The 21,053-nt window shown below is 75.4% G+C and carries 21 protein-coding genes; 10 read left to right on the top strand and 11 right to left on the bottom strand.

The window, feature by feature from the left end; genetic code table 11:
• Positions 1–34: 34 nt before the first annotated feature.
• On the bottom strand, positions 35–1,267 hold the full coding sequence (locus RND61_RS25240) for a S1 family peptidase (RefSeq protein ID WP_315880386.1): 1,233 nt from the start codon (positions 1,265–1,267) through the stop codon (positions 35–37).
• A gap of 453 nt (positions 1,268–1,720) precedes the next feature.
• Here RND61_RS25240 and RND61_RS25245 point away from each other — a divergent pair, with 453 nt between their 5' ends.
• Positions 1,721–2,383, top strand: coding sequence for a DedA family protein (locus RND61_RS25245; RefSeq protein WP_315880387.1), 663 nt, complete (start codon positions 1,721–1,723; stop codon positions 2,381–2,383).
• A 34-nt stretch (positions 2,384–2,417) separates the two neighbouring features.
• On the opposite strand, the gene RND61_RS25250 is transcribed toward RND61_RS25245, so the two are convergent.
• From RND61_RS25250 to RND61_RS25265, 4 genes are all read right to left on the bottom strand, one after another.
• Positions 2,418–3,851, bottom strand: coding sequence for an amino acid permease (locus tag RND61_RS25250; RefSeq protein WP_315880388.1), 1,434 nt, complete (start codon positions 3,849–3,851; stop codon positions 2,418–2,420).
• Between the two features lie 160 nt (positions 3,852–4,011).
• Positions 4,012–4,770, bottom strand: a complete 759-nt coding sequence (locus RND61_RS25255; RefSeq protein WP_315880389.1) for a rod shape-determining protein — start codon at positions 4,768–4,770, stop codon at positions 4,012–4,014.
• A gap of 47 nt (positions 4,771–4,817) precedes the next feature.
• Positions 4,818–5,174: a TraR/DksA family transcriptional regulator gene (locus tag RND61_RS25260; protein WP_315880390.1), complete on the bottom strand. Its 357-nt coding sequence runs from the start codon at positions 5,172–5,174 to the stop codon at positions 4,818–4,820.
• A gap of 141 nt (positions 5,175–5,315) precedes the next feature.
• Entirely contained in the window at positions 5,316–5,645 is a 330-nt protein-coding gene (locus RND61_RS25265) for a TraR/DksA family transcriptional regulator (RefSeq protein ID WP_315880391.1), read from the bottom strand.
• 370 nt (positions 5,646–6,015) lie between these two features.
• On the opposite strand from RND61_RS25265, the gene RND61_RS25270 reads away from it, so the two are divergent.
• The 4 genes from RND61_RS25270 (at position 6,016) to secD (ending at position 10,462) form a co-directional block, all read left to right on the top strand.
• Entirely contained in the window at positions 6,016–6,969 is a 954-nt protein-coding gene (locus RND61_RS25270; protein ID WP_315880392.1) for a HAMP domain-containing sensor histidine kinase, read from the top strand.
• On the top strand, positions 6,966–7,658 hold the full coding sequence (locus RND61_RS25275) for a response regulator transcription factor (protein WP_315880393.1): 693 nt from the start codon (positions 6,966–6,968) through the stop codon (positions 7,656–7,658). The genes RND61_RS25270 and RND61_RS25275 overlap by 4 nt, the downstream gene beginning before the upstream one ends.
• A gap of 49 nt (positions 7,659–7,707) precedes the next feature.
• Positions 7,708–8,097, top strand: coding sequence for a hypothetical protein (locus tag RND61_RS25280; protein WP_315880394.1), 390 nt, complete (start codon positions 7,708–7,710; stop codon positions 8,095–8,097).
• Positions 8,098–8,173: 76 nt separating this feature from the next.
• Positions 8,174–10,462, top strand: a complete 2,289-nt coding sequence (secD, locus tag RND61_RS25285; protein ID WP_315880395.1) for a protein translocase subunit SecD — start codon at positions 8,174–8,176, stop codon at positions 10,460–10,462.
• A 36-nt stretch (positions 10,463–10,498) separates the two neighbouring features.
• Here secD and RND61_RS25290 read toward each other — a convergent pair whose 3' ends face one another.
• The 5 genes from RND61_RS25290 to RND61_RS25310 all read right to left on the bottom strand — a co-directional run bounded on the left by RND61_RS25290 (position 10,499) and on the right by RND61_RS25310 (position 14,484).
• Positions 10,499–11,050 carry a DUF2165 domain-containing protein gene (locus tag RND61_RS25290; protein WP_315880396.1) on the bottom strand — a complete coding sequence of 184 codons (552 nt, stop codon included), beginning with the start codon at positions 11,048–11,050 and terminating at the stop codon, positions 10,499–10,501.
• A gap of 1 nt (position 11,051) precedes the next feature.
• Positions 11,052–13,124, bottom strand: a complete 2,073-nt coding sequence (locus tag RND61_RS25295) for a galactose-binding domain-containing protein (RefSeq protein WP_315880397.1) — start codon at positions 13,122–13,124, stop codon at positions 11,052–11,054.
• 158 nt (positions 13,125–13,282) lie between these two features.
• Positions 13,283–13,675, bottom strand: a complete 393-nt coding sequence (locus tag RND61_RS25300; protein ID WP_315880398.1) for a DUF2267 domain-containing protein — start codon at positions 13,673–13,675, stop codon at positions 13,283–13,285.
• A gap of 75 nt (positions 13,676–13,750) precedes the next feature.
• Positions 13,751–13,945, bottom strand: a complete 195-nt coding sequence (locus RND61_RS25305; RefSeq protein WP_315880399.1) for a hypothetical protein — start codon at positions 13,943–13,945, stop codon at positions 13,751–13,753.
• Between the two features lie 119 nt (positions 13,946–14,064).
• Positions 14,065–14,484: an Hsp20/alpha crystallin family protein gene (locus RND61_RS25310; protein WP_315880400.1), complete on the bottom strand. Its 420-nt coding sequence runs from the start codon at positions 14,482–14,484 to the stop codon at positions 14,065–14,067.
• 280 nt (positions 14,485–14,764) lie between these two features.
• Here RND61_RS25310 and RND61_RS25315 point away from each other — a divergent pair, with 280 nt between their 5' ends.
• Positions 14,765–15,199 (top strand): ATP-binding protein, encoded by a 435-nt coding sequence (locus tag RND61_RS25315; protein ID WP_391654109.1) that lies wholly within the window; start codon positions 14,765–14,767, stop codon positions 15,197–15,199.
• 88 nt (positions 15,200–15,287) lie between these two features.
• On the top strand, positions 15,288–15,473 hold the full coding sequence (locus RND61_RS25320) for a hypothetical protein (protein WP_315880401.1): 186 nt from the start codon (positions 15,288–15,290) through the stop codon (positions 15,471–15,473).
• A 105-nt stretch (positions 15,474–15,578) separates the two neighbouring features.
• Here the strand turns inward: RND61_RS25320 and RND61_RS25325 are convergent, their stop codons facing one another.
• On the bottom strand, positions 15,579–16,328 hold the full coding sequence (locus RND61_RS25325) for a sigma factor-like helix-turn-helix DNA-binding protein (protein WP_315880402.1): 750 nt from the start codon (positions 16,326–16,328) through the stop codon (positions 15,579–15,581).
• Positions 16,329–16,601: 273 nt separating this feature from the next.
• Between RND61_RS25325 and bla the strand changes: the two genes are divergently transcribed.
• From bla to RND61_RS25340, 3 genes are all read left to right on the top strand, one after another.
• Entirely contained in the window at positions 16,602–17,534 is a 933-nt protein-coding gene (bla, locus tag RND61_RS25330) for a class A beta-lactamase (RefSeq protein ID WP_315880403.1), read from the top strand.
• Between the two features lie 170 nt (positions 17,535–17,704).
• The gene (locus RND61_RS25335) at positions 17,705–18,478 is read left to right on the top strand and encodes an HAD family hydrolase (protein WP_315880404.1); all 774 of its coding nucleotides are present in this window, start codon (positions 17,705–17,707) and stop codon (positions 18,476–18,478) included.
• Positions 18,475–20,856 (top strand): glycoside hydrolase family 65 protein, encoded by a 2,382-nt coding sequence (locus RND61_RS25340; protein ID WP_315880405.1) that lies wholly within the window; start codon positions 18,475–18,477, stop codon positions 20,854–20,856. Before RND61_RS25335 ends, RND61_RS25340 begins: the two co-directional genes overlap by 4 nt.
• Positions 20,857–21,053 lie beyond the last annotated feature (197 nt).

Below are 21,053 nucleotides of genomic sequence, written 5' to 3' on the forward strand. Positions count from 1 at the left end.
CCCCGCCGCGGCCGCCCCCCCCCCCCCCGCGGACTCAGTTGGTGTTCAGCGTGAGCCCGTAGTACCGCAGGGCGTCGTCGAGCGGCTGGAAGTAGGACGAGCCCGCCCCGTACACGCCGCTGCACTGCTGGTCGGTCGGGCCGCCGGAGGTCATGCCCTGGCCCTGGTTCCCGGAGATGTAGGCACCGCCGCTGTCACCGCCCTCCGTGCAGACCGAGGAGCTGCCGAGCCCGCTCACGAAGGTCTGCACGCCGGTGCGGCGGTTGGTGTAGGTCACGGAGACGTTGTAGGACTCGACGGCCCCGCAGGTCCAGCCCGTGGTCGAGCCCGACTTGCAGACCGTGGCGCCGCGCGGGGCCCGCTGGCTGCCCTTGACGGCGATCGGGGCGCTGTTGCCCCAGGTGCCGACGGACGTGGCGATCGCGTCCCCGGCGTCCACCCGGGCGGTGCCCATGTCGACGCTGTTGTACCCCTCGCGGTAGCGGGAGCGCTCGCCGACCGCGAACCGGTCGCCCTCGAAGTACAGGCCGGGCCCGCCGGCGACGCAGTGGCCGGCGGAGACGAGGTGCTGGCGGCCCTGGGAGTCGCGCGCCCCGAAGCCGACGGAGCACCAGCTCCCCGGAAGGTTGTTGATGTTCATCCGGCTGCCGGGGTACACGGTCGTCTGGGCTTCGAGGACGTCCTCGTCCTCCACCACGCGGACGGCGCCGCCGTGGCGGGCGGCCGCCGCCAGGAAGGCGCGGGCCGCGGCCTTGGTGCGGTCCGCGACCGTGACCGTGACCGTGTCGGTCTCGACGTCCACCGCCCAGGAGGTCACGCCGTCGGGCACCTGCCGGGCCGCTTTCGCGTCGAGGGCTGCCTTGATCCGGTCGAGCGCGGCCTCGCCGCGTGCCGGTATGCGGGCCTGGAGGCCGGCCTTCTCCACCGCGTCGGCGGCCCGCTCGTCCGCGGCGTTGACCACGAGGCGGCCCGCGTCGTCGAAGAACGCGCCGTCCGTGCGCACCCCGCCGCGCTCCAGGCGGTCGAGGGCCTCCTGTTGGCCGGCCTGGCGGTCGAGCCGCTGGACCGCCGCCGCGTCGCTGACGCCGAGGGACTGCGCCAGCGCACGCACCATCTGCGGGTGGTAGGGGGAGGAGGACGAGGCGGACGGGGTGGAGGAGGCTGCCGGGGCGGACGCGGTGGCCGCGTGCGCTCCCTGTACCCCGGTGGCGGCCAGTGCCGTGATCGCCAGAGCGGCGGTGAGCAGCCGGTTGCGCGAGAGAGTCATCGATGTTCCTTTGCGGAAGGAGTCGACGGGCCATTGACGAATACATGACAAGTACATCCGTCGGGGCGGCGGGTGACCGGTTTCCGAGGTACCGCTCCGCCCCCCTGAGCCCGGCGGCGCGTCGGGGAAGCGCCGCGGGCATGACTGTGCCCCCTCGGCGCGGTGGCCGACAAGCCTCGGAAGTTGGCCGGTTTTTAACAGAATTTCCGCTCTCTGTAATCCCACCGGCCATGTGTCGCCGTCTCGTTCCCGGCGGGCCGGCGGCCCGTGGGCGCCGCGGCCCGGACACCCCGCACCGGCCCGGAGGTGCGTTTTCCCGCAGGGCGGGTACAGCGGAGGACATCACCGGACCGGGCGGCCACCCCCCGTGTCCGTCGTCGACCGGCGATTTCTACCGTGGAGGGACATCAGGCCACCCGGACGGGCGGCCGACCCACCAGCTTGGAGACTCCCATGCATCTCATGTCCTCGGCCTCGTCGCAGGCACCCGCGGGCGGCATCGCCGGCTGGGCGGTCGATCTCGTCGAGACCCTGGGCGGTCCCGGGGCCGGACTGGCCATCGCGTTGGAGAACCTGTTCCCGCCGCTGCCCAGCGAGGTGATCCTGCCGCTCACCGGGTTCGCCGCCGGACAGGGGGTGCTCACGCTGGCCTCGGCGCTGTTCTGGACCACCCTCGGATCGGTCGTGGGCGCCGTGGTCCTCTACTGGATCGGCCGGATGTTCGGCCGGGAGCGCATGCACGCCCTCTGGGCGAGGCTGCCGCTGGTGAAGACCTCCGACCTGGAGCGCACGGAGGCGTGGTTCGCGCGGCACGGCACCAAGGCCGTCTTCCTCGGCCGCATGGTGCCGGTCTTCCGCAGCCTCATCTCCGTCCCCGCCGGAGTGGAGCGCATGCCCCTGCCCGTGTTCGTCGCGCTGACCACGCTCGGCAGCCTGATCTGGAACTCCGTGCTGGTGCTGGCCGGTTACTGGCTGGGCGACCGGTGGACGGCGGTGGAGACGTACGTCGGGTTCTTCTCCAAGGCCGTCCTGGTCCTGGCCGCCGTCGCCCTCGTGGCGTACGCGGTGGTGCGGCTGCGCGGGCGCGGCCGGGCCCGGCACCGCCGCGCCCCGTGACCCGCCCGCGCGTCCCCCGGCCGCGCCCGCCCGGTCACCCGCCGGTCGTGCGCCGCTCCTCCACCGCCAGCGCCGACCTGCGGTAGGAGTAGCCGAAGTAGACGACGAGCCCGATCACGAGCCACACCGCGAACCGCAGCCACGTCTCCACCCGCAGGTAGGTGATGAGCCAGACGGAGGCGATCACCCCGATCGCGGGGGTGACGGGCATGAGCGGGGTGCGGAAGGTGCGCGGCAGGTCGGGGCGGCGGTAGCGGAGCACGATGACGGCGGTGCAGACGACGGCGAAGGCGAGCAGGATGCCGATGTTCGTCAGCTCGGCCGCCTCCCCGATCGGCACGAACCCGGCGATGGCCGCGGACGCCACGCCGACGATCCAGGTGACGCGGGCCGGGACGTGCCGGGTCGGGTGGGTCTTGGCGAACCAACGCGGCAGCAGCCCGTCACGGCTCATGGAGAACCACACCCGGGTGACCCCCAGCATGAAGGTGAACATGACGGTGAGGATGCCGATGATGGCGCCCACCGCGACGACGTCGGCCACGACGCCGAGCCCCACCGACTTGAAGGCCGTCGAGAACCCGCTCTCCGGGTCGATCTCCGAGTACTTCTGCATGCCCGTCAGCGCCAGGCAGGCCAGGACGTACAGCACCATGGAGATGGCCAGCGAGTAGATGATCGCCTTGGGCATGTGGCGCTGGGCGTCCTTCGACTCCTCGGCGGCGGTGCTCATCGCGTCGTACCCGAAGACGGCGAAGAAGACCGTCGCCGCGCCGGTGAAGGCCCCGCCGACCCCGTACGGGAAGAAGGGCGCGTAGTTGTCGCTCCTGATGTGGAAGAAGCCGACGATGATCACCAGCAGCACCACCAGCACCTTCAGCGCCACGACGGCGGTCTCGAAGCGGGCCGCGTTCTTGATGCCGAGGTTGAGCAGGTAGGCGATGAACAGGCAGAGCAGCGCCGCGAAGAGGTCGACGCGGTGGCCCTCGCCCGTGCCGGGCGCGCCGAGCATCCACGTGGGCAGGGGGGCGCCGGTCTCCGTCAGCAGGAAGTTGAAGTAACCGGAGATGCCGATGGCGACGACCGCGACGATCGCCGTGTACTCCAGCAGCAGGTCCCAGCCGATGAACCAGCCCGCCAGCTCGCCGAGGACCGCGTACCCGTACGTGTAGGCGGAGCCCGCCTTCGGGATGAGCCCGGCGAACTCGGCGTACGAGAAGGCGGCGGCCGCGCTGGCGACGCCGGCGATGAGGAAGGACACCAGCACGGCGGGCCCGGCGGTGCCGTTGGCGACCGTCCCGGCGAGGGTGAAGATGCCGGCGCCGATGAGGCCGCCGACGCCGATCGCGGTGAGCTGCCACAGACCGAGCGTGCGGGCGAGCCGCTCACCGGGCGCGCCCTCCGCCTCCTCGATGTGCTCGATCGGTTTCCTGCGCAGTACGCCCTGTCCCATCCGGAGCCTGGCCATGACTCGTCCTCTCCACCGGCGGCTGACGGGGGCTCATCATGGCGGAGCGGCGGGCGGAACTGAAGACGGCCGTTTCCCGCGGACGCGTGCGGACCGCTCTCCGACCCCGAAGGCACCCGCCGCACGGTCGCGCCGTTTCCCGCGGACGCGTGCGGACCGCTCAGCCCGCGGCGCGAACACCGGGCACGGGCCCGCCGCGCGGCACCGCGAGGACGGTGGCCGCGCCGCGCACGGCGGCGGTGTGCGGCGAGGGCGCCACGCGGACGGGCGCGCGCAGCCGTGCGGCGAGGCCGCGGGCGATCCCGGGACGCAGGGCGCCGCCGCCGGTGAGGAGGACGCCGCGCCGCAGCGCCTCGGCGCTCAGGGGGGTGCGGTCCGCGCGGAACAGGTCGGTGACCATCCCGGCCGCGGCGCGGACCAGGTCGTCGTGGGTGGTGGCGGCGCCCAGGTCCCCGGTGCCGAGGAGCGTGTGGTACGCGTCGGCGACGGCGCCGTCGGCGAGGAGGCCGACCTCCGTGAGGTGGGCGCCGACGTCGACGACGAGGAGCGGACCGGTCAGGTCGGCGGCGGCGCCGAGGGCGGCGGCCCTGGCGGCGGGGACGGTGAGGACCCTGCGGGGCCGCAGCGCGCCGAGGGCGCTGAGCGCGGCGGCCCGGTGGTCGGCGCCGCCCAGCACGGGCGTGGTGAGCACGATCAGCGGCCGGGCGCCGCGCGGGAGGCGGGGGCCGAGCAGCCGGCGCAGCAGCCGGCCGGCCCCCTCGGGATCGACGACGGCGCCGCGCCGCACCGGGTACGAGGCGACGCCGGTGCCCGGGAACACGACGGTGGGCACGTCGAGGACGGCACCGCCGCCGGGCGCCCACACGCGGGTGCGGGCGCTGCCGAGTTCGACGGCGAGCCCCGGGTGGGGCCCGCGCACGGGGCCCGCCGCGCGGCGGGGGCGCGCGGGCACCGGCCGGCCGGCGCTCACCGGTGCGCCTCCCGGGCCCGGTGGCAGTGCCCGCAGTAGCGGGCCTGGGGGACGATCGTCAGCCGGCGCAGGCCGATCGGGCCGCCGCACAGCCGGCAGGTGCCGTAGCGGCCCCGGTCCATCCGCTCCAGGGCCTCCTCGACGTCGTGGAGGACCATCCGGGCGGAGGCGGTCAACTCGGCCCGGACCTCCCGGCGGGCCGCGGCCCCGTCGCGGGAGCCGGGGGCGGTCCGCGCCATCCGGGCCAACTGCTCCAGCCGGAAGCGGCGCTGCTCCTGGAGGTTCTGCCGCAGGGCCGCGACGTCCTCGGCGGTCAGGCCCGCGTCGTCGGCGCGGGCGGTCCGGTTGCTCACGGGTCACCACTCCACAGGGGCACGGGGAACACGAAGGGCCCGGCCGGTGCCGGGCCGGGGTCCGGCACGTCGGCCGGCCGGGCCTGCCGGCCCGGTGGGCGGGGCCCGCCGCCGGTCGCGCCGGGCGGGCGGCCCCGGCGGTCAGGCGGCACTGCGCCGGCAGCCGACGCAGTGCCGGGTGTAGGGCAGGATCTCCAGGCGCTCGGCCGGGATGGGCGTGCCGCAGCCCTGGCACCTGCCGTACGTGCCGTCGGCCAGGCGCTCGAACGCCGCGTCGATCTCCTTCAGCACGCGCCGCGTGGAGTCGCGTTGCGCGACGAGGAGGTCATCGGCCTGCTGTTCGGCCCCGGCCGCCTCGATCGCCTTCAGTTGCGTGAGCCGCGAGGCGCGCTCGTGTTCGAGGCGCTGGCGGGCCTCGTGGTCCGTCAGCCGTCCGGGGGCGGCTCCGGAAGCGGCGCTGCCGAGCGTCATGGCGTACTCCTCCTGTGGGGGCGGGCGGGGCCTCGCGGGGGCGGGTGGGGCCGGGGCGCACGGGCCCGCCGCGGCGGGCCCCGGTCCGCCGGGCGGCCGGCTTCCCACCCTGACCGGCCGGACGCGGCGGGGCCATGGGGCGCGGTACCCATTTCCGCTGGTGCGCGGGGTGCAGGGACGCGCGGGCCGGTGGGGCGCGGGGCGGGGCGGATGGGTTCCGGGCCCCATCGACGGCGGGGCGGGGGCCCGGCAGGCTGGGCGGGTGCGGACGGCGGGGTACGGCCGCTTCGCGCCGCCCGGTGGGCCGCGGCTTCGGGCCGCCGAGGATAGTGGTGGGCGATGGTGGGTCTACAGGAAGGTTTCGTGCACCGTGTCCTTGTTCTGGCGGATTTTCGGGCTCAACGCCTTGGTCCTCGGTACGGCCACGGCGTTGCTGCTGTGGGCGCCGGTGACCGTCTCCGTACCGGTGCTGCTGACGGAGGCGGTGATCCTGGTGGCCGGGCTGGCCGTGATGCTGGTGGCCAACGGGGCGCTGCTGCGGATCGGGCTGGCGCCGCTGGAGCGGCTGACGCGGGAGATGACGACCGTGGACCTGCTGCGGCCGGGCCAGCGGCTGCCCGTGCCGGGGAACGGCGGGGTGGCGGAGCTGATCCGCGCGTTCAACGACATGCTCGACCGGCTGGAGGCGGAGCGCGCCACCAGCAGCGCCCGCGCCCTGTCCGCGCAGGAGTCGGAGCGGCGGCGGATCGCGCAGGAACTGCACGACGAGGTGGGACAGAGCATGACGGCGGTCCTGCTCGGGCTGAAGCGGGTCGCGGACCGGGCCCCGGAGCCGCTGCGCGCCGAGGTGCGGCAGGCACAGGAGATCACCCGGTCGAGCCTGGACGAGGTGCGGCGGCTCGCCCGCCGGCTGCGTCCGGGGGTGCTGGAGGACCTGGGCCTGGTCAGCGCGTTGACGTCGCTGGCCGACGACTTCGCCACCCATACGGAGCTCACGGTGCGGCGCCGCCTCGACGCCGACCTGCCGCCGCTGGACCGGCAGACGGAACTGGTGCTGTACCGGGTCGCGCAGGAGGGGCTCACCAACGCCGCCCGGCACGCCGACGCGGCCCGTGTCGACCTGGTGCTGCGCCGTGTGCCGGACGGTGTGGTGCTGTCCGTGGAGGACGACGGGCGGGGCGTCGGCGTGGCCCGCGAGGGCGCCGGCATCCGGGGCATGCGGGAGCGCGCCCTGCTCTCCGGCGCCGCGCTCGACATCGCCCCCGGCCGCGGCGGCGGCACCCGGGTGTCCCTGTCCGTACCGGCCGCGGGGAGGCCCGCGTGAACACCGGCCGCGGGGAGGCCCTCGTGAACCGGCCCGGGGCCTCCGTCACCCGGATCCTGCTCGCCGACGACCACGCGCTGGTCCGGCGCGGCATCCGGCTCATCCTGGACGGCGAGCCGGACCTCCGGGTCGTCGCCGAGGCCGGGGACGGCGCCGAGGCCGTCGCCATGGCCCGCGAGCACCCCGTCGACCTGGCCGTCCTGGACGTCGCCATGCCCCGGATGACGGGGCTCCAGGCGGCGCGGGAGCTGTCGGCGCGCCACCCGGCGCTGCGGATCCTCATGGTGAGCATGTACGACAACGAGCAGTACTTCTTCCAGTCCCTGAAGGCGGGCGCCTGCGGGTACGTCCTCAAGTCCGTCGCCGACCGGGACCTGGTGGCGGCCTGCCGGGCGGCGATGCGCGGCGAGCCGTTCCTGTACCCGGGCGCCGTGACGGCCCTCGTCCGCGACTACCTGGACCGGGCCCGGCACGGCGGGGAGCCGCCCGACCGGGTCCTCACCGCGCGCGAGGAGGAGGTCCTCAAGCTGGTCGCGGAGGGCCACTCCTCGAAGGACATCGCGGAGATGCTGGTCATCAGCGTCAAGACGGTGCAGCGGCACCGGGCGAACCTGCTGCAGAAGCTGGGCCTGCGCGACCGCCTCCAGCTCACCCGCTACGCCATCAGGGCGGGCCTGATCGAACCGTGAGCGACCGCGCGGCGGGACAGGGACGACACGACGGGAGGGGGGAAAGGCCATGCCGCGGTACGACGCACCGGCCGCGCGCCGCGCCGCGGGCGCCCTCGGCGCGGCCGCGACGGCCGTGGCCGCCGTCCTCCTCGCCGTGCTCGGCGTCCTCGCCCCGGCCGCCCCCGCGCCCGCCCCGTCCCCGTCCGGGGCGCCCCGGGCCGTGGCCGTCGACGACCTGTGCGCGGCGGTCTGCTCGGCCGCGCCCCGCCCGTACGCGGACGTCTCCGGGACCCGGTCCGTCCCGCCGCCCACCGGAGCGGCCCCGCCCCCGGCTCCCCCGGACCTCGCACCGCCCGCCGCCCGCGCCGCCGCGCCGGTGCCGCGCCACGGCGCCGCGCACGTCCACCGGCCCACGCGCCGCACCGGGCGCGCCCCGCCCTCCCCTCCAGTCGGCTGACCCTTCCCGTCACTCTTCCGCGCGCCGCCGGACGCGGCCGCGGTCCCGCCTGCTGGAGGCCCTTTTGACCCGCGCCATGCGGGTGCGAGCGCTGCTCGCCCTCGCCGTCGTCGCCCTGTCCGTGTACATCGCCGTGACCGTCCCCGCCCGGCTGGGCCTCGATCTGCGCGGTGGCACGCAGATCGTGCTGGAGACCCGCGACTCCCCCACCGCCACCGCCGACCCGAACGCCACCGACCGCACCCTGGAGGTCCTGCGCCGCCGCATCGACGCGCTCGGCGTCACCGAGCCCGTCCTCACCCGCTCCGGCGACCGCCGGATCATCGTCGAGCTGCCCGGCGTGCAGGACCCGCGCGAGGCCGCCGAGGTGCTGGGCCGCACCGCCCAGCTCGCCTTCCATCCCGTCACCGGCACGGCGGGCACGTCCCCGGCCGGGTCCGCCGCGCCGGGGCCGGAGCGGCCCGGGGAGCTCGTCCTGCCCGACGAGGGCGGCCTCCGGCTGCGCCTGGGGCCGCCGTCGCTGTCCGGCGCCGACGTCGCCGAGGCGAAGGCCGTGCTCGACCCGAGCAGCGGCCTCGGCTGGTACGTCGACGTGGAGTTCACGGACGAGGGCGGCGACGGGTGGGCCCGGCTCACCGGTCGGGCCGCGTGCGCGGCGCCCGGCGACCCGGCCCGGCGCGTCGCGATCGTCCTGGACGGCGAGGTCATCTCGTCGCCGCAGGTCGACGAGGCGATCGGCTGCCGCGCCGGCATCGTCGGCGGATCGACCCGGATCACGGGCGGCTTCGGCGGCGACGAGGCGCGCGAACTGGCGCTGCTGATCAACGGCGGCGCGCTGCCCGTCCCGGTGGAGACGGTCGAGCAGCGCACGGTCGGCCCGACGCTGGGGGCGGAGGCGATCAGCAGCAGCGCGCGGGCCGCCGTGATCGGCACGGCCCTCACCGGCCTGTTCATCATCGCCGCGTACCGGCTCCTGGGCGGTCTGGCCGTCCTCGCGCTGGCCTGCTACGGCGTCATCTCGTACGCGGCGCTGGTCGCCCTCGGGGCGACGCTCACCCTGCCGGGCCTGGCCGGGTTCGTCCTGGCGATCGGCATGGCCGTCGACGCGAACGTGCTGGTCTTTGAACGGGCCCGCGAGGAGTACGCGCGGCGCGCCGCCGCCCGCAGGAGCCTGCGCGCGGCGCTGGCGGCCGGGTTCCGGCAGGCGTTCGGCGCCATCGCGGACTCCAACGTCACCACGCTCATCGCGGCCGTCCTGCTGTTCCTGCTGGCGTCGGGGCCCGTCCGGGGCTTCGGGGTGACGCTCGGCATCGGGGTCCTCGCGTCGATGGTGAGCGCGCTGGTCGTCACGCGCGCCCTGGCCGACTTCGCGGTGGCCCGCACGGCGGTGCGGCGGCGCCCGCGCCTGTCCGGCATCGGGGACACGGGGGCCGTGCGGGACCGGCTGCTGCGGTGGGACCCGGACCTGATGGGCCGCCGTCGCCGCTGGCTGGCCGTGTCGGCGGCCGCCGTCCTCCTGTCGGTCGCCGGGATCGTCGTACGGGGGCTGGACTTCGGGGTGGAGTTCACGGGCGGGCGGCTGGTGGAGTACGCCACCTCGTCGCCGGTGGACACCGACCGGGCGCGGGACGCGCTGGCCGACGCCGGGTTCCCGCGCGCCGTGGTGCAGTCCTCCGGGGAGGGCGGACTGACGGTGCGCACGGACCGGATGTCGAACGGGGAGGAGGCGCGGATCGGCGAGGTGGTCGGCGCGCTGGCCGGAGGGGAGGCGGAGAAGGTCCGCGACGAGCTGATCGGCCCGAGCCTGGGCGCCGAGCTGCGGCGGGGCGCCCTCGTCGCGCTCGCGGTGGCGGTGGGCGCGCAACTGCTGTACCTGGCGGTGCGGTTCCGCTGGCGGCTCGGGGCGTCGGCGGTCGTGGCGATGGTCCACGACGCGGTGATCCTCGTCGGGGTGTTCGCCTGGCTGGGCAAGCCGGTCGACGGGGTGTTCCTGGCGGCGCTGCTCACGGTCATCGGCTACTCGGTGAACGACTCCGTCGTCGTGTTCGACCGGGTCCGCGAACGGTGGTCGGCCGGACGGGGGGAGTCCTTCGCGCGGGTGACCAACACGGCGCTCCTCCAGACGGTGCCGCGCACCCTGAACACGGGCATGGGCGCGGTGTTCATCCTGGCCGCGCTGGCGCTGCTGGGCGGCGGGTCGCTGACGGACTTCGCGCTGGCCCTGCTGATCGGCATCGTCGTGGGCACGTACTCGTCGATGCTGACGGCCGCGCCCCTGGCGGTGGAGCTCCACGCCCGCGGCGGGGAGCCGGCGCGGGGCGGCTCCCGGCGGCCGGCCCGGAAGGAGGAGCCGGTGCGCGCCTGACCGGTGCGGCCCGGTCCCCGGCGGGGCCGGTCCACCTCAGCCGCCGTCCCGCGCGTCCGCCCGCGGCAGGTGCGTCACGACGAGGGCGAACGCGGCCAGCACGACGTTGCGGGTGGCCGCGTCGAGGCCGTTCCAGTCGGAGGACTGCCACATGGCGAACCACTCGCCGCCGATGGCGATGAACCCGAGCCCGAACAGCAGCAGCACCATGACCAGCCCGACCGTGCTCACCGCGCGGGCGCGCGCGTGGGTGCCGCGGCGCGGCGCGGCGCACCACAGGCCGGTGGCGAGGAGGAGGACGCAGGCGGCCAGGGTCTCCCAGACGATGATCGCCACGTAGGCGGCGTCCTGGAGGGCGGGCGACCCGACGGCCCGCCACATCAGGTCGGGGTCCTTGAAGGTGGTGTCCATGGCGAGGACGTGACGGACGAACTCCCGGTTCGTCCCGAAGTCCGTGATGTTCCCGAAGGCGACCAGCGCCATGTAGACGGCGACGGTGCCGGTCAGCGCCGTCGCGGCGAACGTCACCGTGCCGAAGGTCCGCCGCCGCGCCCGTCGCCCGCCCGTCCGGGTCCCGTCGTCCGCCATGTCATCCGCTCCCGCCGTAGACGCCGACCTCGCGAAGCGAGTATCCCCACTCCGTGCCGCGTTCCCACCCGTGGACGCGGACGTACCGGGCCGGTGCGGCGGCGAAGTCCGCCGTGTCGAGGCCGCCGTTCCCGGCGGTGGTGGACCAGACGGTGCGCCAGTGCGCCCCGTCGGCGGAGACCTCCACGCGGTACGCCTTCGCGTACGCGTCCTCCCAGTCGAGGGTGACGCGCCGGACGTCGCGGAGGGTCCCCAGGTCGATCCGGAGCCACTGGTCGTCGCTCCACTCGCTGGCCCAGCGGGTGCGGGTGTCGCCGTCGACGGCCCTGCCGGGCGCGTGGCCGGAGAGGGGGTCCCACCCCTGCGTGGAGCTCGCCGTGGCGGTCGCGCCCGCCGCGAGGTTCGCGCCCGGGTCGTGGCGTTCGGAGGCGCTCCAGGTGCGGAGGTACGACTCGGCGCCGAGGAGCAGGTCGTCCACGACGTCCTGGCCGCCGGTGACCCGGATGTCCTCCAGCCAGTCGGGGACGAGCCCGTAGTGGGCGGCGCCGTCCGTGTTGAGGTCCCAGGTGCGTTGCCCGGTGGTCTGCCGGTCGACGAGGGAGCCCCCGTCGGCGCTGCGGAACGGGTACCGCACCGGGTCCGGGGTGTCGGCGCCGCGCGGGCCGGGCCAGCCGCCGACGCCGTTCATGTCGGTGCCGTACCCGTACCCGACGCCGTACCGGGCGCGCAGGGCGGCGGTGCGCCGCGCCTCCGCCGTGAACTCCTCGGCGCCGTGCATGTACTGGGCGACGAAGCCGCCGAGGCGGTAGACGCGCCCGGTCCATTCGGCGTCCATCCAACTGTGCGAGGAGAGCACCCCCGGGTACGACGCGGACTCCAGGATGTCGAGGGCGCGGCCCGCGGCCTTGACGCTCATGTGGTCGATCTCCAGCATCATGCCGCGCCGCATCATCCCGCGCAGCGCGTACGCGCCGAGGTCGGTGAGGCCGCGGGTGTTGCACCGGGCGTCCTGCGCGTACGCGGGGACGGTGACGCCGGGCGGGAGCTTCGCTTCGGCACCGGGCGCGGAGGCGCCGCCGATGGGGTTGTCGTGCTGGGGTCCGGTGCACCGCTCGGTCTTCCAGAACGTGCCGGTGGACAGGAACTGGCCGACGTTGATCGCCGTGCCGAGGGCGCCCGAGTCGAAGCGGACGCCGCACAGGGCGTTGTCGAACTTGTGGCACAGGAACATGCTGCGCACCCCGAGCCGGTGCAGTTCGTCGAGGCCGCGGTCGATGTCCTCGCGGTCGCACCGCGCCACGTCCAGGACCTGTTTGCAGCCGAACGGCTCGGACGTCTCGACGCCGAGGACGACGGCGAGCTTCCCCTGCCGGACGACCTCGCGGGCCTGGGCGCTGTCGGTGACGATCCTGAACCAGCCCTTGCCGGGCCCTCCGTACATCCGGTCCACGTACGCCTGCATGTCGTACGTCTTTCGCGCCTGGAGGCGGATGGAGTCCATCTCGTCGCAGCCGCGGTCCTTGAAGACGTAGACGGAGCAGATCACGCCGTTGGTGACGAGGTCGTTGACGAGGACGCGCTGGCCGCCGCGCCAGGCGCGTTCGATCCAGGCGTAGTAGTTCTGCTGGTGGGTCAGGGAGTCGTGGGCGGGCCAGTCCTCGAAGGTGGGCCAGCCGTCCGGGTCGTGCCTGCCGTCGCCCCCGCGGGTGATGAAGTCGAACAGGGCGAGGGAGCCGTCGGGGTAGTGCTCGGGGCAGTCCTTCAGCGCGTCGGCGACGCCGTGCTCGGAGAACGGCTTGCCGCAGATCAGCCGGCCGCCGAAGCCTTCGTTGGACATGATGTGGTTGTGCGCGTCGACGAAGCCGCGCACCCGGCCCTGGGGGTCGGTGCCCCGGAAGGGCTCGCCGGTGACGTTCACCTCCGAGTCGGGGGCGGGCCGCGCGACCGGTTCCCACCAGCCGGGCGGCGACTCGGCGCCGGAGGCCGCGGTGGGGCCGAGGGCCAGGGCCGCCGCGGTGACGAGGAGCGACAGCAGCGCGAGGAGCCCGCGCCGGCCTAAGGGGGGTCGGGTCATGGGCGCACCGCCGATGTGTCATGTCCCGTCTGATGGTGTGACGAGGATCGCGGCGGTGCGACGAGCAGTCAAGTGCCGTGACGGCGGCGCCCGCCGTGCGGGCACGGCGGGCGCGGGGCGGGTCGGCGGGATGTGTGCGGGGCGTGTGCGGCGGGCGGTCAGTCCGCCAGGTCCGCCTTTCCGAAGAGGACGGCGTAGCCGCTGGGGAGCTGGCTGATGATCTGGTTCAGCTCCCCGCCCGAGATGGCGTCGGCCAGGGTCGACAGGACGGCGCTCGCGTCCCACTGGGCGGTGCGGGGGCGTGCTCCGGTGCGTTCGCCGACGCGCCGGTAGAACTCCTCGATGCCGAAGCGCTCGGTCGGGCGCCCGCCGTCGGCGGTGAGCGCGTCACCGAGGTCGCCGGGCAGTTGCGCCGCCAGGTCGGCCGCCTCACCGGGCGTGATGCGGTGGCCGAGCACTTCCAGTACCGCCCGGGTGATCTGCGCGGCCTCGTCCTGGTCGTGGTACTCGCCCCGCTCCCGCACCCGGGCGAGGAACTCGTCGTGCCGCATCGTCTCTCCCTCCTGCCGTACGGCCCTCGGAGAGCCGCCCCCGCCACCGTAGAACCGGTCGGGGCGCCCCGCACATCAGGACGGGCCGTTCGCGGGCGCCGCCGGTGGCCGCGGGCCGTCGGCGGCGCGGCCGAGGGAGGCGCGGAGGCGGTCGTAGCGGTCGACGTCCGTCCACACGTCCATCGGGTGCGGCCGCGAGGCGTACCAGGCCCACAGGCTCGCGCCGAGGGCGGCCGTCAGCGGGACGAGCAGCCAGAGAAGCGGCTCCATGTGGTGGGGTCCCCCCTTCTTCGCGGTCGTCGGTCGTCGGGTGCCTCCCGCGGTCGCCGCCTGCGCGGCGGCACGGGGCCGCGCGGGCGGTGACCGCGGGTTGCCGGGTCGTCCGCCGGTCAGGGCCCCAGCGCCTTGCGGCCGGCCCCGCCGATCTGGATCCTGCGCGGCTTGGCGCGCTCGGCCACCGGGATCCTCAGGCGCAGCACCCCGGCGTCGTACGTCGCCTCGACGCCGTCCGCGTCGAGCGTGTCCCCGAGGAACAGCCGGCGGCTGAACGCGCCGGTGGGCCGCTCGGCGAAGAGCACCTCGGCGCCCTCCTCCACCGGCGATCCGCGCTCGGCCGTGACCGTCAGCACGCCCCGCTCGACCCGGAGGTCGATCGAGTCGGGGTCCACGCCCGGCAGGTCGAACGCGACCCGGACCGCGTCGTCCGTGCGCCAGGCGTCCATCGGCACGTCCGCCGGCCGGCGGACGTCGTCGAAGAGGTCCCGCGTGAGTCGGTCCAGTTCACGGAAGGGGTCCGTCCGCATCAGCATCCGTCATCGCCTCCTCGCACAGGTTTCGTACCGATGCTCCTCACAGCGATGGTTCTTATATAACTCGCGGCAGCGTTGTTGACAAGTACGGACTCAAGTTTTCTGGTGGCCCCGGCCCCACCCCTTCTCGACGGGACCGCTTCCCACCGGTCCGGGGCCCTTCGCGCGCCCGCGCCCCGGTTCCGGACGCCCGAAGGGCAGGAATCGCGGCGGCCGTACGGGGCACCCGTGCGGCGGAACGCAACCGGGTGACGCACGAGACGTACAGCAGGAGGACTCCGTGGCCACCGGCCCGCCCATGAACGACGGCGCCGACCGGAGGGACGCCGACGACCTGGAGGCCCGCTTCGACGGGGCGCTGGAGGACGTGTCCGCAGCCAGGCTCCTCGCCGACCGCTACCTCGACGCGCTGGAGCGGGCGGCGGCCCCCTCGGAGCCGGACCGGCGCGACGACGTGCTGCTCGTCGTCACCGAACTGACCGGCAACGCCGTGCAGTACGCGCCCGGCCCGTTCTCCCTGCGGCTGCGGCGCACCTTCGACGGCGTCCACGTCGTCGTGCGGGACAGCAACCCGCGCCCGCCGGTCCCCCGCCCCTGGTCGCCCGTCGACAACACCGGGTCCGTGGGCTGGTACCTGGTGAACGCCCTCGCCACGCAGGTGTCCGTGCTGACCCGGCCCGAGGGCAAGGACGTCCACGTCTTCCTGCCGTGGTGACTCACCCGGACGGACCGGCAGCGGCGGCGGCCGGACCGCGGGCGTGCTGGGCTGGGGGCAAGCGTCGTCCACCGCACGGGGAGCCGCCATGTACGAGATGCGCGTCGGTACGACCGCCACCGGTACCGGCCTGGTGTGGCACGTCGTCGGCCACGACCAGTCCTCCGCCCTCTGCGGGCAGCCCCTCCGGGAGGAGGGCGACGAGACGGACCGGCACTGCCTGTCGTGCATGTCGATGTTCCAGGAGCTGATGCGGCGCCCCGGCCGGGGCTGAGCGGGACGCGGCCGGAGCGGACGCCCGGCCGGGGGTCCTTCCCCGCGCGTCGACGCCCCGGCCCCCTTCGCGCCGGCGGGCCCGGTCGTGTCCGCCGGGCGCTTCCTAGGGCCGGGGCGCCTCGTGGTCGTCGCGGTGCGGCACGCCGTCGACGACGCGGTCGCGGGGGGAGGGGTCGGGCGGGGTGGAGGGAGGGGTGACCGCCGAGAGGACGACGGCGCCGACGAGGAGGGCCGTCACCCCGTACACCGTGCGGGTCAGGGCCCGCAGGCGGCGCTCGCTGCCGGTGCGGACGGACCGGGCCAGCGGGAGCGTCGCGGTCGACACCGCGGCGACCAGCCCGCTCAGCCACTCGCGCAGGTCGTCGGGGTCCGCGAGGCCGGGGACCCGCTGTCCGAGCGCGGTGCGCGCGTGGTGCAGCCGGCTCGTCGCGGCCGGGACGGTGGCCGCGGTCTCGGCCGCCGCCTCCTCCACGCTCAGGCCGAGCCCGTCGCAGAGCAGGACGGTGCGGCGGTACAGCGGCGGCAGTTCGAGCAGGGCGCGGTGCGCGGGGTCGGCCGGCGGGGCCTCGGGGCGCCCGGGTCGGCGCCGGAACCGGTGCCAGGGGGCGAGCGCGTACTCGTACGTCCGCGCCCGGACCCAGCCGGCCGGATCCGGGTCGAAGGCGACCTCCGGCCAGTGCTCCCAGGCGCGCTGGAAGGCGTGCTCGACGGAGTCGAAGGCGTGCCTGCGGCGCCCGGTGAGCAGGTACGCCTGGTGGACCAGCGCCGGGGCGGCGGCGGCGTAGAGCGCGTCGAAGGACTCGACGGGGGTGGGGGCGGGGGCGGACGGGGGCGGTGCGGTGCTCTGGCTCATCGGGACGACGACCCACTCCGAACGAAAAAGTGCATAGGCGCATCTTGACCCGGCACGGAGGTGCTACACGCATTGCGCCACGACATCCGACACTCCTGGCAGAAACGTTACTGTCGGCGGCCGGGACCGTGCCCCCGCGCGTCGGCGGGCGGCGGCGCGGCAGCCTCGGAGGGGGTCGGTTTTCGGCCGAGCGTGTGACAGAGGAAACCAAAGGGGCGGGTGGGAACGTCGTGGTGGGTGTTTTCCGCTGTCCGAGACGAAGGGGCCCTCATCGTGAATCCCGCCGGTGCACGTCCGAACCGCCGCGCCGTCCTCGCCACGGGGGCGGGGGCCGCGCTGGCCGCCGCCGTCGCGGTGGCCGCGCCCGCGCACGCCACGCCGGGGCGGACCGCGTCCGGGAGGGGGGCGCGCGCCGAGGGACGGCTACGGGCGCTGGAGCGGACGCACGACGCGCGGCTCGGCGCGTTCGCGTACGACACGGGGACCGGCCGGACGGTGCTGTACCGGGCGGACGAGCGGTTCCCGATGGCATCGCTGTTCAAGACGCTCGCCGTCGCCGCCGTGCTGCGGGACCTGGACCGGGACGGCGAGGTGCTCGCCCGGCGCGTCCACTACACCGCGCGGTACGTGCAGGAGTCGGGCTTCTCCCCCGTCACCGGGCTGCCGGAGAACGTGGCGAACGGGATGACCGTCGCCGAGCTGTGCGACGCGACCCTCACCCGCAGCGACAACGCGGCGGGCAACCTGCTCCTGCGCGAGCTGGGCGGGCCGACCGCGGTGACCCGGTTCTGCCGGTCGGTGGGCGACGGCGTCACGCGGCTGGACCGGTGGGAACCGGAGCTGAACTCGGCCGAGCCGTGGCGGGTCACCGACACGACCACGCCGCGCGCCATCGGCCGCACGTACGGGCGGCTGCTGCTCGGTGACGCGCTCGCGGCGCACGACCGGGAGCGGCTGACGCGGTGGATGCTCGCCAACAAGACGAGCGACGAGCGGTTCCGCGCGGGCCTGCCCGAGGGCTGGCTGCTGGCGGACAAGACGGGCGGCGGCGGGTACGGCAGCAACAACGACGTCGGCGTCGCCTGGCCGCCCGGCCGGCCGCCGGTCGTGCTGGCCGTCCTGACGACGCGGTCCACCCCGGACGCGGCGGCGGACAACGTGCTCGTGGCCCGGGCGGCGGAGCTGCTCGCGGAGGCCGTGGGCTGACGCGGGAGGGGCCGCGGGGGCGGGCGGGGTGCCCCTCATGGCCCTGCACCGGCCGTCCCCCGCGGCGGGGCCGGGCCATGATGGGCGGTGGAGCCCGTTCTTCGCGCCCGTACCGTGTGCCCCCGGCGTTTGCGGGCACCCGGGCGGCCGACGACCAAGGAGACGCCGCCATGAGCCCAGGCACGGACCGCGGTCCGGTGGTTCCCGCGCTGCGGTCCGCGCGTGCCGTCGTGTTCGACACGGACGGGGTGCTCACCGACTCGGCGCGGGTCCACGCGGCGGCCTGGAAGGAGGCGTTCGACGCGTACCTGGGCGGCCTGCCGCCGGGCGCCGCGGACGCCCCGGCGCGGCGGCCGTTCGACGCGGCGGAGGAGTACCGGCGGTACGTGGACGGACGCTCCCGGCGGGACGGGGCCGCGGCGTTCCTCGCGGCGCGCGGGCTGAGCGCGGACCCGGCCGCCGTGGAGGCCGTCGCCGCCGACAAGGAGCGCCGCTTCACCGAGCGGCTGCGCGCCCGTCCCGTGGCCGCCTACCCCGGTTCGGTGCGGCTGCTGCGCGCCCTGCGCGCGGCGGGGGTGCCGATGGCCGCCGCGTCGGCGTCCCGGCACGCCCGCGAGGTGCTGGAGGGGGCCGGGGTCCTCGGCCTGTTCGACGCGCTGGTGGACGGGGTGGAGGCGGCCCGCCTGGGGCTGCCCGGCAAGCCGGACCCCGCGCTGTTCCTGGAGGCGGCGCGCCGGCTCGGCGTGCCGGCCGGGCGGTGCGCGCTGGTGGAGGACGCGCTGGCGGGGGTGGAGGCGGGGCGGCGCGGCGGGTTCGGCCTGGTCGTGGGCGTCGACCGGGCGGCCGGGGAGGGGACGGCAGGGGCGCTGCGCCGCCACGGCGCCGGCCTCGTCGTACCGGATCTGGCGGAGCTGCTCGCCGTACGGGAGGGACAGCCGTCGTGAGCGACTGGACGTGGAGGTTCGAGGGGTACGCCGCCGAGCGCGAGTCGCTGCGGGAGGCGCTGTGCACCCTGGGCAACGGCTACTTCGCGACGCGCGGCGCCCTCCCGGAGTGCGCGGCGGACGGGACGCACTACCCGGGGACGTACGCGGCGGGCTGCTACGACCGGCTCGTGTCGGAGGTGGCGGGGCGGCGCGTCGAGAACGAGGACATGGTGAACCTGCCGAACTGGCTGCCCGTGCGCTACCGGGTGGCCGACGGACCCGAGCCCGGGCCGTGGCTGGCGCCGGCGCACGAGTTCCTCACCGACCACGCGCTCACCCTCGACCTGCGCGGCGGCGTCCTGGAGCGGTGCAGCCGGTACGAGGACGACGACGGGCGGCGGCTGGCGGTGCGACAACTGCGGCTGGTCCACATGGGTGACCCGCACGTGGCGGCGCTGCGGACGGAGTTCACCGCCGAGAACTGGGCGGGGACGCTGGAGGTGGAGGCCGCCCTGGACGGCGCGGTCGCCAACACGGGCGTGACGCGGTACCGGCAGTTGGCGTCGCGGCACCTGGCGCACGTCGAGACGGGCGAGGTGGAGGGCGGCCGGGTGTGGCTGTGCTGCCGGACGGCCACGTCCGACGTGCGGATCGGGCTGGCCGCGCGGACGACGGCGCCGGCGGACGCCGAGGTGGTGCACGGCGACGGGCGGGTGGTGCAGCGGTTCCGGCTGGAGCTGCTGCCGGGCGCGGCGGTCGTGGTCGACAAGGTGGTGGCGCTGCACACCTCGCGCGACCCGGCGATCTCCGACCCGCTGCACGCGGCGGTGGACCGGGTGGGGCGGGCGGGCGGCTTCGGCGAGCTGCTGGCGTCGCACCGGACGGCGTGGCAGCAGCTGTGGCGGCGGGCCGAGCTGGAGGTGCCGGACAAGGCGGGCCGCATCCTGCGGCTGCACCTGTTCCACGTGTTGCAGACGCTGTCGCCGCACACCGCGGACCTGGACGTCGGCGTGCCGGCGCGCGGGCTGCACGGGGAGGCGTACCGGGGACACGTTTTCTGGGACGAGCTGTTCGTGCTGCCGTACCTGAACCTGCACTTCCCGGAGGTGTCGCGGGCGCTGCTGGCCTACCGGCACCGGCGGTTGGGCCGGGCCAGGTCCGCGGCGCGGGACGCGGGCCGGGCGGGGGCGATGTACCCGTGGCAGAGCGGCAGCGACGGCCGGGAGGAGACGCAGCGGCTGCACCTCAACCCGCGTTCGGGGCACTGGCTGCCGGACCACTCGCACCTCCAGCACCACGTGGGCTCGGCCATCGCGTACAACGTGTGGCGGTACTGGGAGGCGACCGGGGACGACGAGTTCCTGCACACGAAGGGCGCGGAGATGCTGCTGGAGATCGCCCGGTTCTGGGCGGACTCGGCGGCGTACGACGAGGCGCTCGGCCGGTACCGGATCCGCGGGGTGATGGGGCCCGACGAGTACCACGACGCGTACCCGGGGGCGAAGCGGCCGGGCCTGGACGACAACGCGTACACGAACGTGACGGCCGCCTGGGTGCTGGCGCGGGCGCTGCACCTGATGGCGGAGCTGCCGGAGCCGCGCCGGCGGGAGCTGGAGGAGCGCATCGGGCTGCACCACAGCGAGCTGGCGCTCTGGGAGGACGTGTCGCGCCGGCTGTACGTGCCGTTCCACGACGGGGTGATCAGCCAGTTCCACGGGTACGGGGAGCTGGCCGAGCTGGACTGGGAGGGACTACGGCGCAAGTACGGGGACATCCGGCGGTTGGACCGGATCCTGGAGGCGGAGGGCGACACGGTCAACCGCTACCGGGCGTCCAAGCAGGCGGACGTGTTGATGCTGGGCTACCTGTTCCCGCCGGCCGAACTGCGGGGGTTGCTGCGGCGGCTGGGGCACGTGCTGGACGACGGGACGTGGTGGCGGACCGTCGACTACTACCTGCGGCGCACGAGCCACGGCTCGACGCTGAGCGTGCTGGTGCACGGGTGGGTGCTGGCACGGGTGCGGCGGGCGGGGGCGTGGGAGTTCTGCCAGGAGGCGCTGGAGGCGGACATCGCGGACCTGCACGGCGGGACGACCGGCGAGGGCGTCCACCTGGGCGCCATGGCGGGCACGCTGGACCTGGTGCAGCGGGGGCTGACGGGGCTGGACACGCGGGGCGGGGCGCTGCGGCTGGACCCGGTGCGGCTGCCGGAGCTGTCGGAGTACGCGTTCACGCTGCGGTTCCACGGGCACTGGGGGGTGCGGCTGCGGATGACGCCGGAGAGCCTGCACGTGGCGGTGCCGGAGTCGGGGGTCGCGCCGATCGACATCGAGCTGCCCGGGACCGCGGTCTCCATCGAGCCGGGGCGGTCGGTGCGGCTGCCGCTGCCGGAGTAGGCGCGGCGCCCCCCGACCGGGTTCCGCCGGGGCGCCGACACGCCGCTCCCACCAGGGACGACACGGAGAAGGGGCGCACAACTGGGGGCGCGCGGTGGCGGATTGGCGCCCTCCGCGCGCGGAACGCGCCGCCAGAAAGCCTTGATCTTTCTGCAGGTTAGGCTAACCTAACTTTCCGTAGGCGGCGGTGGGCACCC

This window comes from Streptomyces tamarix (assembly GCF_032423885.1).
Lineage (GTDB): Bacteria > Actinomycetota > Actinomycetes > Streptomycetales > Streptomycetaceae > Streptomyces > Streptomyces tamarix.